This is a genomic window from Specibacter sp. AOP5-B1-6 (assembly GCF_052376555.1).
Taxonomy (GTDB): Bacteria; Actinomycetota; Actinomycetes; order Actinomycetales; family Micrococcaceae; genus Specibacter.
The window spans coordinates 37,202-51,161 of record NZ_JBQSVT010000001.1 but is presented as its reverse complement, the minus strand read 5'-3'; the positions used below and the strand labels follow the sequence as shown (position 1 = coordinate 51,161).

General features: G+C 64.5%; 13 protein-coding genes. 11 read left to right on the top strand and 2 right to left on the bottom strand.

What is annotated here, in order from left to right; genetic code table 11:
- Positions 1-123: 123 nt before the first annotated feature.
- Complete coding sequence (locus tag ACT3TS_RS00255) at positions 124-915, top strand: alpha/beta fold hydrolase (RefSeq protein ID WP_444529487.1); 792 nt, start codon at positions 124-126, stop codon at positions 913-915.
- Positions 916-959: 44 nt separating this feature from the next.
- On the opposite strand, the gene ACT3TS_RS00250 is transcribed toward ACT3TS_RS00255, so the two are convergent.
- Positions 960-1,808: an SGNH/GDSL hydrolase family protein gene (locus ACT3TS_RS00250; RefSeq protein WP_444529486.1), complete on the bottom strand. Its 849-nt coding sequence runs from the start codon at positions 1,806-1,808 to the stop codon at positions 960-962.
- 115 nt (positions 1,809-1,923) lie between these two features.
- On the opposite strand from ACT3TS_RS00250, the gene dapA reads away from it, so the two are divergent.
- The 6 genes from dapA (at position 1,924) to ACT3TS_RS00220 (ending at position 9,517) form a co-directional block, all read left to right on the top strand.
- Positions 1,924-2,829, top strand: coding sequence for a 4-hydroxy-tetrahydrodipicolinate synthase (gene dapA, locus ACT3TS_RS00245; RefSeq protein ID WP_444529485.1), 906 nt, complete (start codon positions 1,924-1,926; stop codon positions 2,827-2,829).
- Positions 2,830-2,831: 2 nt separating this feature from the next.
- Positions 2,832-4,523 (top strand): ribonuclease J, encoded by a 1,692-nt coding sequence (locus ACT3TS_RS00240; protein WP_444529484.1) that lies wholly within the window; start codon positions 2,832-2,834, stop codon positions 4,521-4,523.
- A 286-nt stretch (positions 4,524-4,809) separates the two neighbouring features.
- Positions 4,810-7,728, top strand: a complete 2,919-nt coding sequence (locus ACT3TS_RS00235) for a DNA translocase FtsK 4TM domain-containing protein (RefSeq protein WP_444529483.1) — start codon at positions 4,810-4,812, stop codon at positions 7,726-7,728.
- A 58-nt stretch (positions 7,729-7,786) separates the two neighbouring features.
- Entirely contained in the window at positions 7,787-8,440 is a 654-nt protein-coding gene (pgsA, locus tag ACT3TS_RS00230) for a CDP-diacylglycerol--glycerol-3-phosphate 3-phosphatidyltransferase (RefSeq protein WP_444529482.1), read from the top strand.
- Between the two features lie 3 nt (positions 8,441-8,443).
- Positions 8,444-8,938, top strand: a complete 495-nt coding sequence (locus ACT3TS_RS00225; RefSeq protein WP_444529481.1) for a CinA family protein — start codon at positions 8,444-8,446, stop codon at positions 8,936-8,938.
- Between the two features lie 138 nt (positions 8,939-9,076).
- Positions 9,077-9,517, top strand: coding sequence for a helix-turn-helix domain-containing protein (locus tag ACT3TS_RS00220; RefSeq protein ID WP_444529480.1), 441 nt, complete (start codon positions 9,077-9,079; stop codon positions 9,515-9,517).
- 161 nt (positions 9,518-9,678) lie between these two features.
- Here ACT3TS_RS00220 and ACT3TS_RS00215 read toward each other — a convergent pair whose 3' ends face one another.
- Complete coding sequence (locus tag ACT3TS_RS00215; RefSeq protein WP_444529479.1) at positions 9,679-10,152, bottom strand: MarR family winged helix-turn-helix transcriptional regulator; 474 nt, start codon at positions 10,150-10,152, stop codon at positions 9,679-9,681.
- Positions 10,153-10,237: 85 nt separating this feature from the next.
- On the opposite strand from ACT3TS_RS00215, the gene ACT3TS_RS00210 reads away from it, so the two are divergent.
- The 4 genes from ACT3TS_RS00210 to ACT3TS_RS00195 all read left to right on the top strand — a co-directional run bounded on the left by ACT3TS_RS00210 (position 10,238) and on the right by ACT3TS_RS00195 (position 13,898).
- Entirely contained in the window at positions 10,238-10,459 is a 222-nt protein-coding gene (locus ACT3TS_RS00210; protein ID WP_444529478.1) for a DUF3046 domain-containing protein, read from the top strand.
- A 365-nt stretch (positions 10,460-10,824) separates the two neighbouring features.
- Positions 10,825-11,877, top strand: a complete 1,053-nt coding sequence (gene recA / locus ACT3TS_RS00205; protein WP_444529477.1) for a recombinase RecA — start codon at positions 10,825-10,827, stop codon at positions 11,875-11,877.
- Positions 11,878-11,885: 8 nt separating this feature from the next.
- On the top strand, positions 11,886-12,413 hold the full coding sequence (locus tag ACT3TS_RS00200) for a regulatory protein RecX (protein WP_444529476.1): 528 nt from the start codon (positions 11,886-11,888) through the stop codon (positions 12,411-12,413).
- 126 nt (positions 12,414-12,539) lie between these two features.
- Entirely contained in the window at positions 12,540-13,898 is a 1,359-nt protein-coding gene (locus tag ACT3TS_RS00195) for a lytic transglycosylase domain-containing protein (RefSeq protein ID WP_444529475.1), read from the top strand.
- Positions 13,899-13,960: the final 62 nt, after the last annotated feature.

Sequence of the window (13,960 nt, the reverse complement as noted above, 5' to 3'; positions counted from 1 at the left end):
CATCGAGTTTGCAGTTGTTGGACGGCGAAAGCGCTTTCAGGGCGTTTTTCGTCCAACAACTGCAAACTCGATCTCTGGGAGGGCTGCGAGTGCCCCGTTCACTACAAGGTAAGGACCGCAACCATGCCGGTCACACACAACCCGCACGACGGCGTCGAGCTCGCCTATGACAGCGTCGGGGAGGGTGAGCCCATCATGCTTGTCCACGGAAGCGCCCTCAGCAAGGCCATTTGGCGTGGATTTGGCTACACGAAGGCATTCCGTAAGCACCATCGCGTCATCACCATGGACCTGCGCGGGCACGGCCGCAGCGGCAAGCCCCAAGATCCCGCCGACTACGCCATGCGCACGCTGGTGGCCGATGTCCTGGCCGTGCTGGACGCCGCCGGTGCACCGCAGGCCCACTACGGCGGCTACTCGGTGGGCGCCCGCATCGGTTTCTCGCTGGCCGTCGAGGCACCCGAACGCCTGCTCTCGCTGACAACGCTTGGCGGCACCTACCGGATCCAGCCGGGCAGCATCGGTCAGTTGTTCTTCCCCGGGTACGACGGCGCCCTCGGTTCGGGCGGCATGCCCGGCTTTGTCGAGGGCTGGGAGGCGCGCATGGGCCGAGCCCTGGACGCCCAGACCCGTGCGGCTTTCCTGGCCAATGATGCCTTGGCGCTGCGGGCCTATTTCACCCAGACCGAGACGGATCTGCCAGTTCCCGAGAGTGCACTGGCCGCCATCACGACTCCTGCGCTGCTGATGGCCGGCAGCGCCGACACAGGCCGGTGGGAGGATTCGCGGCGCGCCGCCGAACTCATGGCCAATGCCCGCTTCGTGGAACTCCCCGGACGCAACCACGGCACAACGTTGTTCCCGTCCCAACCCGTGCTCGACGAGTGGCTGACGTTCCTGCAAATGCTGCGATAGGGTCGCCGGAAAATGCACCATTGCTGCGATAGGGTCCCCGGAGGCTAGTCCGTTCCGGGGCGCAGCGGCGGCACCCCGGTGGCCGGACCGCCAGCGCCGGGGTGCCCGGCGTCGAACGCGTCAAGCAGTGCCGGAGCAAGGGCCAGCGACGCGGCCCGGTACCCCAGGCTTGAGGGGTGGAAGCCGTCAACGGCAAACATGTCGCCGGGGTCGGACAGAAAAATCTGGCGCACGGCACGGCCCAGCAGCACCGGATGGGCCCCTGCCGCCGCTGCGGCGGTGAACTGGGCGGCGGCCAGCCGCCGGGCCATCTGCCCGCCAAATTCACGCAGCGGCTGCGGCAGGGACGGCAGGGTGTCAAAGTCCGGGCAGGTGCCCAGCACCACGGCGCTGCCCAGCGACTGCAGCTCCTGGACCACCTCCTGCAGGGCCATGATTGATTCCGCCAGCGGGACGTGTCCGGTGAGGTCGTTGCCGCCCACAATGACCACGGTGATGTCGGGGATGAATCCGGCAGGCAGGGTGTCGAGCTGGGCCAGCACCGCCTCGGTCCGCGCCCCAACGGTGGCAATGGTGCGCAATTCCACGGCCCGGTGGGCATGCCCGGCCAGGGCGCGTGCCAGGATCGCGCCGACCGTGGCGGCGGGGGTCGCGGCGCCGAGGCTGTCGGCCACCGAGTCGCCGGCAATCACCAGATGGACGGGATTGCCCCATTCCGGCCAGTACACCGCATCGGCGTCCGGCCCCCTGTCGCCCAGCCGGTGTCCCACATGTTCCTGCGCCTGACGCCCTTCGGCCCTGAACAAGAGGGCAACACCGCCCACCGTGACGGCGACACTGGCGGCCACTATGGCGCCGGCCATTGACACCCGGCGCAGGGAGGAAGCGTCCATGGGGGTAGTATAGGCGCCCGTCGGCAGCCTTCGCCCGGCCGTCCACAACCTGCCGGCAACCCCATTGGTGGACTGCGTTGCATGAATTCACCAACTTGGCGCTAATGTTTTAGCTATGTCTGCCTCTGAAATCTCCCCCCGCACCTTCGGAACTTTGGTGCCCGCCATGGTCACCCCCTTCACCGCCGATGGGGCAGTGGATTACAAGGCTGCCGGGGAACTGGCCAACAAGCTTGTCGACGACGGCTGCGACGGCATCCTCGTCACCGGCACCACCGGCGAAACCTCCACCCTGACGGATGAAGAAAACCTTGGCATGTTCCAGGCAGTCGTCGACGCAGTGGGCGGCCGTGCAAGGGTCATCGCCGGCACCGGAACCAACGACACCCGGCACTCGATCAGCCTGTCCCAGCGCGCAGCCAAGCTCGCCATTGACGGGCTTCTTCTTGTCACCCCGTACTACAACAAGCCAAGCCAGGCCGGCATCCAGGCCCACTTTGAAGCCATCGCAGACTCCACCGAACTGCCCGTCATGCTGTACGACATTCCGGGCCGCGCGGGGGTGCCCATCAACACCGAAACCATCATCAAGCTGGCTGACCACCCGCGCATCACGGCACTGAAGGACGCCAAGGCCGACTTCACCGAAACCAGCCGCGTCCTGGCCAACACGGATCTCGACGTCTACTCGGGCGACGACGGACTGACGCTGCCGCTGATGGCCGCCGGCGCCGTCGGACTTGTCAGTGTCAGCGCCCACATTGCGCCACAAAAGTTCCGCGGCCTCATCGATGCCGCCGCTGCCGGTGACTTTGTCACGGCCCGCCGCATCCACTTTGAACTGGACCCGGTCATCCGGGCCGCCATGGGGCACGTGCAGGGCGCCGTCGCGATCAAACAAATTCTCAAGTGGCAGGGAATCCTGTCCAACTCGGTCGTCCGGCTGCCCCTCGTGGAGCCTGGCGAGGCCGAGATCGCCATGATCAAGGCTGACCTTGCGGAAGCTGGAATGGAAGTGTAGCCATGACCCAAATGACCGAACCCGGGCTGCGGACCCCGCCGGAACTGGCCAAGGGAACGCTGCGCGTTGTGCCTCTGGGCGGCATTGGTGAGATCGGCCGCAACATGACGGTCTTTGAGATGAACGGCAAGCTGCTCATCGTTGACTGCGGCGTGCTGTTCCCCGAAGAGGACCAGCCCGGCGTCGACGTGATCCTGCCCGATTTTTCCTACATCAAGGACCGGCTCGACGACGTCGTCGGCGTGGTGCTCACGCACGGCCACGAGGACCACATTGGTGCCGTTCCCTACCTGCTGCGCCTGCGCAACGACATTCCCTTGATTGGTTCGCAGTTGACGCTGGCATTCATCGAGGCGAAGCTGACCGAGCACCGCATCAAGCCCTGGACGCTGACGGTCAAGGAGGGCCAGGTTGAGCAGCTGGGCCCGTTCCAGTGCGAGTTTGTAGCCGTGAACCACTCCATCCCCGACGCACTTGCGGTGTTCATCCGCACCGAGGGTGGCACGGTCCTGCACACCGGCGACTTCAAGATGGACCAGCTGCCCCTTGACGGGCGCATCACCGACCTGCGGCACTTTGCCCGGCTGGGCGAGGAAGGCGTTGACCTGTTCCTGGTTGACTCAACCAACGCAGACGTGCCGGGGTTCACCACCAGCGAAGCCGAAATCGGGCCAACGCTTGAAGCCCTGTTCGGCAAGGCCGACAAGCGGATCATCGTGGCCAGCTTCTCCTCCCACGTCCACCGTGTCCAACAGGTCCTCAACGCAGCCGTGCTGCACGACCGCAAGGTCGCCTTTGTCGGCCGGTCCATGGTCCGCAACATGGCCATCGCCGCCAAGCTCGGCTACCTGCATGTGCCGGCCGACGTCCTGGTGGACCTGAAAAACGTGGACAACCTGCCCGACAACAAGGTCGTGCTGATGTCCACCGGTTCACAGGGGGAGCCCATGGCCGCGCTCTCGCGCATGGCCAACGGCGACCACAAGATTGCCGTTGGCAAGGGGGACACCGTCATTCTTGCGTCCTCACTGATCCCGGGCAATGAAAACGCCGTGTTCCGGATCATCAACGGCCTGCTCAAACTCGGTGCCGACGTGATCCACAAGGGCACGGCCAAGGTCCACGTCTCAGGCCACGCGGCCGCAGGCGAGCTGCTCTACTGCTACAACATCCTCACACCCAAAAACGTCATGCCCGTGCATGGTGAGACCCGCCACCTGATCGCCAACGCCAACATCGCCATCTCCTCCGGCGTCCCGGCCGAGAACGTTCTGCTGACCGACGACGGCTCCGTCATCGACCTCAAGGACGGCGTCGCCAGGATCACCGGCCAGGTCGAGTGCGGCTTTGTCTACGTTGACGGCCACAGCGTTGGTGAGATCACCGACGCCGACCTCAAGGACCGCCGGGTGCTCGGTGATGAAGGCTTCATCTCCATCATCACCGTCGTCAACCGCACCACCGGCAAGATTGTTTCGGGCCCGGACATCCACGCCCGCGGCGTTGCCGAGGACGACTCCGTCTTTGACGACATCAAGCCCAAAATCGCCGCCGCCCTTGAAGAAGCCGTCATGGCCAGCACCGAGCACACAACCCACCAGCTTCAGCAGGTCGTGCGCCGCGTGATCGGCACGTGGGTCAACCGCAAGCTGCGCCGCCGGCCCATGATCATTCCCGTGGTTCTCGAGGCTTAGTCCCCACGCCCTCCCACAGCTCGCAAGCTCGCTGCGGGGCCCTCGGGCGCGTGGGCCCACCCACCGGCTCCCACAGGCGGACGGGCCACTCGCGGGCAGTAAGATTTCCTCGGCCGCGGGCGGCCTGCGGGAATCCATCCCCGCTCCGTGGCCCGTCTGCCTGCCAGCCGTGCCCGTCCGGCTCCCACTGCTCGCAGGCTCGCAGCGGGACCCGTGTGCCTGCCACCACGCGTCATTCAGCGCCGAAATTCGCAAGATTCCGCGCCGCGGGCGGTACCGTTGAACCATGGCGACTCGTTCTTCCCCCGCCCGTTCGTCCGCCGGTCAGAAGGGTGGCGCTTCATCGCGCACCGCGAAGACCACAAAGACGCCGGCGACACGCAGCAAACCTTCCGCTCCCGAGCCGGAGGTGCATTTGGTGTGGCCTGTGCGCATCGTGGTTGGCTTCTGGCAGGGCCTGGGCCACCTGATCGGCGGCGCCATCCGCCGCATGGGCACCGACAAGAGCGACATCCCCGCCCACGAACGCCGCGACGGCTCCGGCCTGTTGTTCATTTTGCTGGCCGTCATCATTGCCACCTTTGAATGGTGGGGCCTGACGGGGCCGGTTGCCGATGCCGTGCAGGGAGTCGTGCAGGGCACCTTTGGCTGGTTTGCCGTGCTGCTGCCGCCGATGTTCTTGATTTTCTCCGTGCTGGTGTTCAGGCAGCCAAGCAACATGCCAACCAACAACCGGGTCGCCCTGGGCTTCTCCATCCTGACCCTGGCCGGCTGCGCCCTCGCCCACGTCGCGGGCGGCAACCCCAGCGTCGCCGACGGCTTCGACGGCATCAGCGCCGCCGGCGGCATGGTGGGCGTGGTGGCCGGCGGCAGCGTGGCTTATTTGGGACACATCACCGCCATCATCTTTTACTCCATCGTCGCCTTCGCCAGCGTGCTCGTCCTGACCAACACCCCCGTGCGGCACATTCCCGCCCGCCTGCGGGGCGTGTATGAAAAGTTGATGGGCACCGCCCCCAGTACTTCCCCTGAGTTGGACGGCGACGGCCACGACCAGAGCTACCTGTACGACGACGACGGGAAAGCGAAGAAGCCGCGCAGCCTTCGCTCCCGCCAAAAGGCAGCACGCGAAGAAGAGTATGAGGACGTGGTGGGGACGGAAGCCTTCGCCACCCCGCTCATAGACTCGGACGACGACGAAAGCCAGGTTTCGGCGTCGGGCGCGGCATCCGTGCGGCCCGGGGTCCGCAGGCCGACCAGGGACGAGCTGGCGGCGGACAAGATCAAGGCCAGGCAGGGACTGCCCACCAGCAGCGATGTCTTTGACGGCCAGCAGGACACCGAGCCTGTCACCGAGGCGATCGGTGTTGTGGCCGCCAACGCCGCCCGGAGCACCGTGGGGAATGCCGCCACGGGCGCCTACGACGTCGACGCCGCAGTGGCGCACACCATTCCGGCCCCGCCGTTGATCCCGCCGGCGCCAATCCCGGCCCGCTCGGAGCAGCTCCAGCTCTCCGGCGACGTCACGTACACGCTGCCGGATTCCGAATACCTGCCGGCAGGGCCGCCAGGCAAGGACGCGACGGCCGCCAACGACACCGTCGTGGCCGCCCTGACCGACACCATGCAGCAGTTCAACGTGGACGCGAAGGTCACCGGATTCAGCCGCGGCCCCACCGTGACCAGGTACGAGATTGAGCTCGCCCCGGGCACCAAGGTGGAGCGGGTCACCGCGCTGAGCAAGAACATTTCCTACGCCGTGGCCTCCTCGGATGTGCGCATCCTGAGCCCCATTCCCGGCAAGAGCGCCATCGGCATTGAGATTCCCAACGCCGACAAGGAAATCGTGGTGCTCGGCGATGTGCTGCGCTCCGCCAACGCCCGGCGGACCGAACACCCCATGGTCATGGGTGTCGGCAAGGACGTTGAGGGCGGCTTCGTTGTCGCCAACCTGGCCAAGATGCCCCACCTTCTGGTGGCTGGCGCCACGGGTGCCGGCAAGTCCTCGTTCGTGAACTCCATGATCGTCTCCATCCTCATGCGGGCCACCCCGGACGAGGTGCGCATGGTCATGGTTGACCCCAAACGTGTGGAGTTGACAGCCTACGAGGGCGTGCCGCACCTGATCACGCCCATCATCACCAACCCCAAGAAGGCCGCCGAGGCGCTGCAGTGGGTGGTGCGGGAAATGGACACCCGCTACGACGACCTGGCCAACTTTGGCTTCAAGCACATCGACGAGTTCAACAAGGCCGTCAAGGCCGGCAATGTGCACCCGCCGGTTGACTCCAAGCGCATCGTCAAGCCCTACCCGTACCTGCTGGTGATCGTGGACGAGCTTGCCGACCTCATGATGGTCGCCCCGCGCGACGTGGAAGATTCCATTGTTCGCATCACCCAGCTGGCCCGTGCCGCCGGCATCCACCTGGTGCTGGCCACCCAGCGCCCGTCCGTGGATGTGGTGACGGGCCTGATCAAGGCCAACGTGCCTTCCCGCATGGCGTTTGCCACCTCCTCGGTGACCGACTCGCGCGTTGTGCTCGACCAGCCGGGCGCAGAGAAGCTGCTCGGCCAGGGTGACGCATTGTTCCTGCCCATGGGCAAGTCCAAACCCGTCCGTGTGCAGGGTGCCTGGGTCACCGAAGCTGAAATCAAGGCCGTCGTTGACCACGTCAAGGGCCAGCTGAAGGCCACCTATCGAGAAGATGTGGCCACCGAGGCGCCCAAGAAGGTCATCGAGGACGACATTGGTGACGACATGGACGTGCTGCTGCAGGCCACCGAACTGGTGGTGACAACACAGTTCGGATCCACCTCGATGCTGCAGCGCAAGTTGCGCGTCGGCTTCGCCAAGGCCGGGCGGCTCATGGACCTGCTGGAATCCCGCGGCGTGGTGGGGCCCTCTGAAGGTTCCAAGGCCCGCGACGTCATGGTCAAGCCGGACGACCTCGCCGAAACCCTCGCCGCCATCCGTGGCGACGAAACAGGAGACGGAGGTGCCGCCGTCGAACCTGGCAGTGCCCCCATTGCGCCCACGGATCCCATGACAGCGGCACTTGCCGAGAACGCCAACGCCAACCACGGCTGGGGCGGGGACCTCGTGGCCGATGACCTGGCCAACCGTCCGCAGGCCGTCGAGTACAACGACGGTGACGATGGCGACGACGGGGACGGCGACGACGCATGGTCATTGACAGGACGGTAGCGCGAAGCCGCGCGGCGGGAAATCGTCGGCCGGCCCCGATTGCCGATAGCCTTGTACCGTGAGTGAAACGGTGGCGCCGCGCCCTTCGAATTGGAACCTGCCCAACGCCTTGACGATGTTGCGCATTGTGCTGGTGCCATTCTTTATCTGGACGTTCGTGGCCGACGGCGGTGCCTACGGTCCGCTGCGCTGGCTGGCGGTGGTGTTGTTCGTCGTCGCCATTTACACCGACAAGCTCGACGGCGACATCGCCAGGGCGCGCGGGCTCATCACCAGCTTTGGCAAGATCGCGGACCCCATTGCCGACAAGCTGCTGATAGGTTCGGCACTCGTCATGCTCTCGGCTGTTGGGGAGCTGTGGTGGTGGGTCACCATTGTGATGCTCGTGCGTGAAATTGGCATCACCTTGCTGCGTTTTGTCGTGATCCGCTACGGGGTGATGGCCGCATCCAAGGGTGGCAAGCTCAAGACGGTCATGCAGACGGTGGCGATCTTTGTGTATCTGCTGCCGGTGACCCCTGCCAATCCCTGGCTCTCCATTATTGCGCTGGTGGTCATGCTTGCCGCACTGGCAGTGACGGTGGTGACCGGCGGTGACTACCTGGTGAAGGCATGGCAGCTGCGCGCTGCCGGCCGCAACGCCCGCCAGGGTCCCGGCACCGATCCCGGCCCCGGCACGACCGCTGCCGGCAACCCCACGGAAGAGGGATAGCGGATGCTGACCGAGACAGGACTGGCCGCGCTGGTCGCCTCTGCCGTGGCGGCAAATATCACCGTTGCCACCGCCGAGTCGCTGACCGGCGGCATGGTGGCGGCCACGCTGATCCAGGTGCCCGGCGCCTCAGGCATGTTCCAAGGTGGAGTCATTGCCTACCAAAACGAACTCAAGGAACGGCTCCTTGGCGTTTCACCGGCGCTGCTGGAAAGCCGCGGGGCGGTCGACCCGGAAGTCGCCGCAGCCATGGCACTGGGAGCCTGCTCAGCCGCCGGTTCACGCGTGGGCATCTCAACCACGGGCGTGGCCGGGCCGGAGCCGCACCAGGGCAAGGACGTCGGCCATGTGTACATTGGGGTGGCGTTGGATGGGGAAACCCAATCCTACGAATACCATTTTGGCGGCGACCGGGAAATGATCCGGGTGCAGGCAACGCAGGAGGCCATTTCACTGCTTGAACAAGTCATTAAAGCGGCCGGGGAACAAAAGTTGTGACCGGATAGTTAGTCATAGTGAACGCAAAATGGTTCCATCCCCTTTAGGATGGGAACATCAAGCGGGCACAGCGCCCTCCGGCAATCTCCGGAAGGCGCACCCAAAGTGAATGATTGATCTAGGAGTAAGGCGATACCGATGGTGAAACAACCCGTATCCGTAAACGGCGTAGTGCGCTGGCGGGATGTGGGTTTGGCAGACGAGAAACCGCATCAGCAGAAGGAGCGCAAAATGGTGGTATTACGCCACGAGATTGGTGATGTTCTGCGAGATGTGCGTCAACGCCAGGGCCGCACACTCCGCGAAGTCTCGCACAATGCACGTGTCTCACTGGGCTATTTGAGTGAAGTTGAACGTGGACAAAAGGAAGCGTCCTCGGAACTGCTGGCCTCAATTTGTTCCGCACTGGAAGTGCCGCTGTCACTCATGCTGCGTGAAGTGAGTGATCGTTTGGCCATGGCCGAAGGCGTGGCCGTCCCGGACACCGTTCCCCAGGAATTCTCCGCCCGTTACGGCAGGGACCTGAACGAGGAACTCTCCGACGAACTGAGCAAGGGCTTGATGTCCAGCGCTTTCTAAGCCAGGTTGTCCCGCCATGCGGGCCACCCCCTAAACCAGACTGGACCCCTCCTTCGGGCGGGGTCCAGTTTTTTTGGGCTGAGGGGGCGATGTTGTCATGCGCACCCGGCCGGCCATGTCTGGCTGCCCCGGCTGCCTGATTGCCCCGACTGCCTGGCCGGTTACCGGATGTAGGCGGCGTTGAGCTTGGCCACCAGCACGGCCAGGGATGCCACTTCGTCCTTATCCCAATTGTGCAACCTCGCGTTGAAGGCCGCCTGCCTGCCGGCATTCAGCGAGACCATCTTTTCCCGGCCGGCCGGCGTCAGCTCAATGAGCTGGGCACGCCGGTCCGCCGGGTCGATCTCCTTGCCCACCAAGCCAAGGCTTGCCAACAGGCTGATCTGCCGGCTGACCGAGGGCTTGCCCACGCCAACCCGGCTGGCAAGCTCGGTCAAACGCATCCCGCCCTGGTTGAGCAGCACCGACAGCAGCCCATAAGCCGCCGGTTCCAGGTCTGGATGGACGCTCCTGGCGAGTTGAAAGTTGATGGCGCGGGCGCGGCGCCACAGCAGGCTCAACTGTGTGTCAAGGTCGTTCAAGGCCGCAAGTTTAGCCGCGTTTGCAGCCACCTGCTGAGCGGATACGGGAGTCATGGTGCAATTCTAAGCGTCAGACGGGCTCGTGACTCGCCCGCCACCGGGCGATTCGCCCCGCTCGTGGGCATGCGAGAATGGATGAGTGCGAGTAAGCGAATTTTGGCGATTGATGGACGATGAGTTCAGCCCCTCCTATTCCCGGGTGCTGGCCCGCGACCTGGTGCTCAGCGGCGTTGGCGGAAACACCGCAAGCGACGCCCTGAGTGCCGGCTTTGAGCCACGGGACATCTGGCTCGAGGTGTGCAAGATCCAGGATGTGCCGCCGTCGCGCTGGCTTGGCAGGGACATTGCCCCCAAGAATTAGACAGGCCAGTCCGGAATTGTAAGGCTGGCCCTGTGCCCCAACGACACGCCGTCAAATATACGCAAGATGTTCGAATATCTATTCGATCAGAACTATAGTGAACAGTGTGCTGCGCCGTGGGGAGCCAGAAAGTTCTCCACAATTTCCGGGTTGGGGCGTGGTGGCCGCAGACAATGTCAGACCCTTGAACTAGCGTTTTAAGTGACGAGGGAAACCTGCAGGCCCGCTCCATCAGCAGGAAGCCGGGAAACCGGTCAAGAAGAAGATATTGCACGAGCAATGCATTAGACCACTAACCGGATGTTGCGCCACCAGCGCAGCCGCCCGGGGCCGGAAACGGCGCAAAGGAAAGACCGAGGTGAATCATGGCCGCTCCCGCAGACCGTGAAAAAGCGCTGGCAGCAGCACTGGCCCAGATTGACAAGCAGTACGGCAAGGGCTCAGTCATGCGCCTGGGTGACGATGTCCGCGCGCCCATTGAAGTGATCCCCACAGGGTCCATCGCCTTGGACGTGGCCCTGGGCATAGGCGGCCTGCCGCGCGGGCGCGTCGTGGAGATTTACGGACCGGAGTCCTCCGGTAAGACCACACTGGCCCTGCACGCAGTTGCCAGTGCGCAGAAGCTTGGCGGCATTGCCGCGTTCATCGATGCCGAGCACGCGCTGGATCCTGACTACGCCGCGAAGTTGGGCGTTGACACCGACGCGCTCCTGGTTTCCCAGCCGGATACCGGTGAGCAGGCCCTTGAAATCATGGACATGTTGATTGGCTCGGGCTCCCTGGACGTCATTGTCATTGACTCCGTCGCCGCGCTGGTGCCCCGGGCCGAAATTGAGGGCGACATGGGCGACAGCCACGTCGGCCTTCAGGCCCGCCTCATGAGCCAGGCCCTGCGCAAGATCACGGGACGCCTGAGCCAGACGAAGACGACGGCAATCTTCATCAACCAGCTGCGTGAAAAAATCGGTGTGTTCTTCGGCAGCCCCGAAACGACCACCGGTGGCAAGGCCTTGAAATTTTATGCCTCCATCCGCATCGACGTCCGCCGCATCCAGACCTTGAAGGAAGGGGCCGACGCTGTCGGCAACCGCACCAAGGCCAAGGTTGTCAAGAACAAGATGGCCCCGCCGTTCAAAATCGCCGAATTCGACATCATCTATGGTGTGGGGATCTCGCGTGAAGGCGGAATCATCGACATGGGTGTCGAGCACGGCATCGTCCGCAAGTCCGGTTCCTGGTACACCTATGACGGGGACCAGTTGGGCCAGGGCATGGAGAACTCCCGCCGGTTCCTGAAGGACAACCCGGAGCTGGCCGATGAACTGGAGCGCCTCATCAAGGCAAAACTGGGTGTTGGCGTCATTGCTGAAACTGAGGCTGAAGCTGAACCCAAGCTCAAGGCAGTTGACGGTTTCTAGGGCACCCCATGAACAACGCGCGTCCGGCACCGGAACTGGACCCTGACGCCAACCCGGCGTCGGTGGCCAGGGCCATTGTGCTGCGTCAGCTGACGCACTCGCCAAAAAGCAGGTTCCAGCTCAGCCAAAAGCTTGCCGAACGCCACATCCCTGAGGATGTGGCCGAGGCGGTGCTTGACCGCTTTGAAGCCGTAAACCTCATTGACGACGCCGAATTTGCCCACATGTGGGTGCGCAGCCGGTCGATGCACAAGTCACTGGCCAGGGGAGCCCTGCAACGTGAGCTGGCGGAGAAGGGCATCGCCCCGGACCTGGCCCAGGAAGCCCTGGAGCAAATTGATGACGACACCGAGCGCGGGCAGGCCATCGAGCTTGTCCGCCGCAAGGTCCGGCCGTCCATGGACCTGGGCGAGGCTGCGGAGCGGGACAAATACACCCGCCGCTGGGTGGCGATGCTGGCCAGAAAGGGATTCAACCCATCCCTGGCCTTCCAGATCGTTGGCGAGGTCATCGACGAGAGCCGACAGCAAGACTAGGCGCCCCGCGCCTGCCGACGTCGGGTGCTTTCCGGCGCTGCCCCAAGGCAGGTTCCATGCCAAGGCGCGGCCAACGGGTGAAGCATTTCGGCGGCAACTGTGGTGAAGCAGCTATGCTAGCGGCATATGAGTAAGCACCAGCCAAAACTACGCCGTCTGCTTGCCGTCTCAGTGGCGGCCTGTTTTTTGCTTGCCTCCACCGCCACGGCCGGGCCGGCCCAGGCCGAGGACGTCCCGCCGTCGGGGTTCCCCAGCTGGACCGACGTTGAACAAGCCAAAGGCAATGCAGCCGCCACGGCCGTGGAAGTCACCAAGGTGTCAAAAATGCTGGAGTCACTGGAAGCTGAATCAGGGGTGCTGGGCACTGCAGCCGTCAAGGCCGGAGCCGATTTCGCCCTGACGCAGCGCCAACTGGATGCTGCCACCGCCGAGGTCGGCGTCCTGGCCGCCCAGGCCGCGCGTGCGGCTGATCAAGCCGAGAAGTACAAAAAAGATGCCGTCGCCGTTGCCGTGCAAAGCTACAAAAGCGGCGGGGCCGGGCTGGGACTCTTCGCCACGATCTCCGCACTGGAATCACCAGAAAGCCTCAACGGTGTTGACATGCTCCACCAAGTCGGTGAGCGGGCCGCCATCAAACAGGCCAGGGCCAATGAGACCCAGGCAGCGGCAAGCGCGCTTGAAAAGACGCGCAAGAGCGCCGAGTCGGCCCAAAAGGAGCTCACGGCGGCGGCGGCCAGGTCCCGCGACGCAGCCGTTGCCGCCCAGACTGCCGTGACCGACCAACTCGAAGCAAAAGAAACACAGAGCACCACTTTGGTCGCGCAGCTGGCCTCGCTGAACAACACGTCGGTCGCCAAGGAACAGGAGTACCGCGAAGGGCAGCTGGCCGTTGCTGCCTACTACGAGGCGCAGGAAGCCAAGCGTCAGGCTGCGGCGGACGAGGCTGCCCGCCGGGCCGAGGCGGAGCGCCAGCGTGTCGAGGCTGAACGGCAGAAGCCGGCACCCCAGCAGCCAGCCGCCAACCCGGACCCGAATCCCGTGGAGAACCCTGCCCCCAACCCGGAACCCGCACCGGCACCAAATCCGGTGGCGCCGGCAGCCCCCGTGGATCCGGATCCGGATGACGGTTACATCCCGGTTGACGTGCTGCTGCCGAACATTCCCGGCGGGGCAGTCAACGATCCGGCAGGGGCTCAGGCTTACGCTTCGACGCGGCTGGCCGGACATGGCTGGGCGCAGGACCAGTTCCAATGCCTGGTCCAGTTGTGGGAGCGTGAATCAAATTGGCGCACCAATGCCACGAACCCCATCAGTGGGGCCTATGGGATTGCCCAGGCCCTTCCGCCGAGCCAGTATGCCGTCACCGGGTCCGACTGGCTCACGAATTACCGCACCCAGGTTGACTGGGGACTGGGATACATTCAGGACCGCTACGGCTCACCCTGTGGGGCCCTGGACCACTCGGACTCCATCGGTTGGTATTAAAGCCCTGAACCGCTGGGAGGAGCTGAACGTCCACGCGCCACCCGCGCGCACGTCAGCGCATG

What these genes read in the sequence shown, in the direction of transcription:
- ACT3TS_RS00240 (WP_444529484.1), top strand. Translation starts at nt 2,832, where the DNA reads ATGACCCAAATGACCGAACCCGGGCTGCGGACCCCGCCGGAACTGGCC.
- ACT3TS_RS00200 (WP_444529476.1), top strand. Translation starts at nt 11,886, where the DNA reads ATGAACAACGCGCGTCCGGCACCGGAACTGGACCCTGACGCCAACCCG.
- ACT3TS_RS00250 (WP_444529486.1), bottom strand. Translation starts at nt 1,808, where the DNA reads ATGGACGCTTCCTCCCTGCGCCGGGTGTCAATGGCCGGCGCCATAGTG.
- ACT3TS_RS00225 (WP_444529481.1), top strand. Translation starts at nt 8,444, where the DNA reads ATGCTGACCGAGACAGGACTGGCCGCGCTGGTCGCCTCTGCCGTGGCG.
- dapA (WP_444529485.1), top strand. Translation starts at nt 1,924, where the DNA reads ATGTCTGCCTCTGAAATCTCCCCCCGCACCTTCGGAACTTTGGTGCCC.
- recA (WP_444529477.1), top strand. Translation starts at nt 10,825, where the DNA reads ATGGCCGCTCCCGCAGACCGTGAAAAAGCGCTGGCAGCAGCACTGGCC.
- ACT3TS_RS00195 (WP_444529475.1), top strand. Translation starts at nt 12,540, where the DNA reads ATGAGTAAGCACCAGCCAAAACTACGCCGTCTGCTTGCCGTCTCAGTG.
- ACT3TS_RS00255 (WP_444529487.1), top strand. Translation starts at nt 124, where the DNA reads ATGCCGGTCACACACAACCCGCACGACGGCGTCGAGCTCGCCTATGAC.
- ACT3TS_RS00220 (WP_444529480.1), top strand. Translation starts at nt 9,077, where the DNA reads ATGGTGAAACAACCCGTATCCGTAAACGGCGTAGTGCGCTGGCGGGAT.
- ACT3TS_RS00235 (WP_444529483.1), top strand. Translation starts at nt 4,810, where the DNA reads ATGGCGACTCGTTCTTCCCCCGCCCGTTCGTCCGCCGGTCAGAAGGGT.
- ACT3TS_RS00215 (WP_444529479.1), bottom strand. Translation starts at nt 10,152, where the DNA reads ATGACTCCCGTATCCGCTCAGCAGGTGGCTGCAAACGCGGCTAAACTT.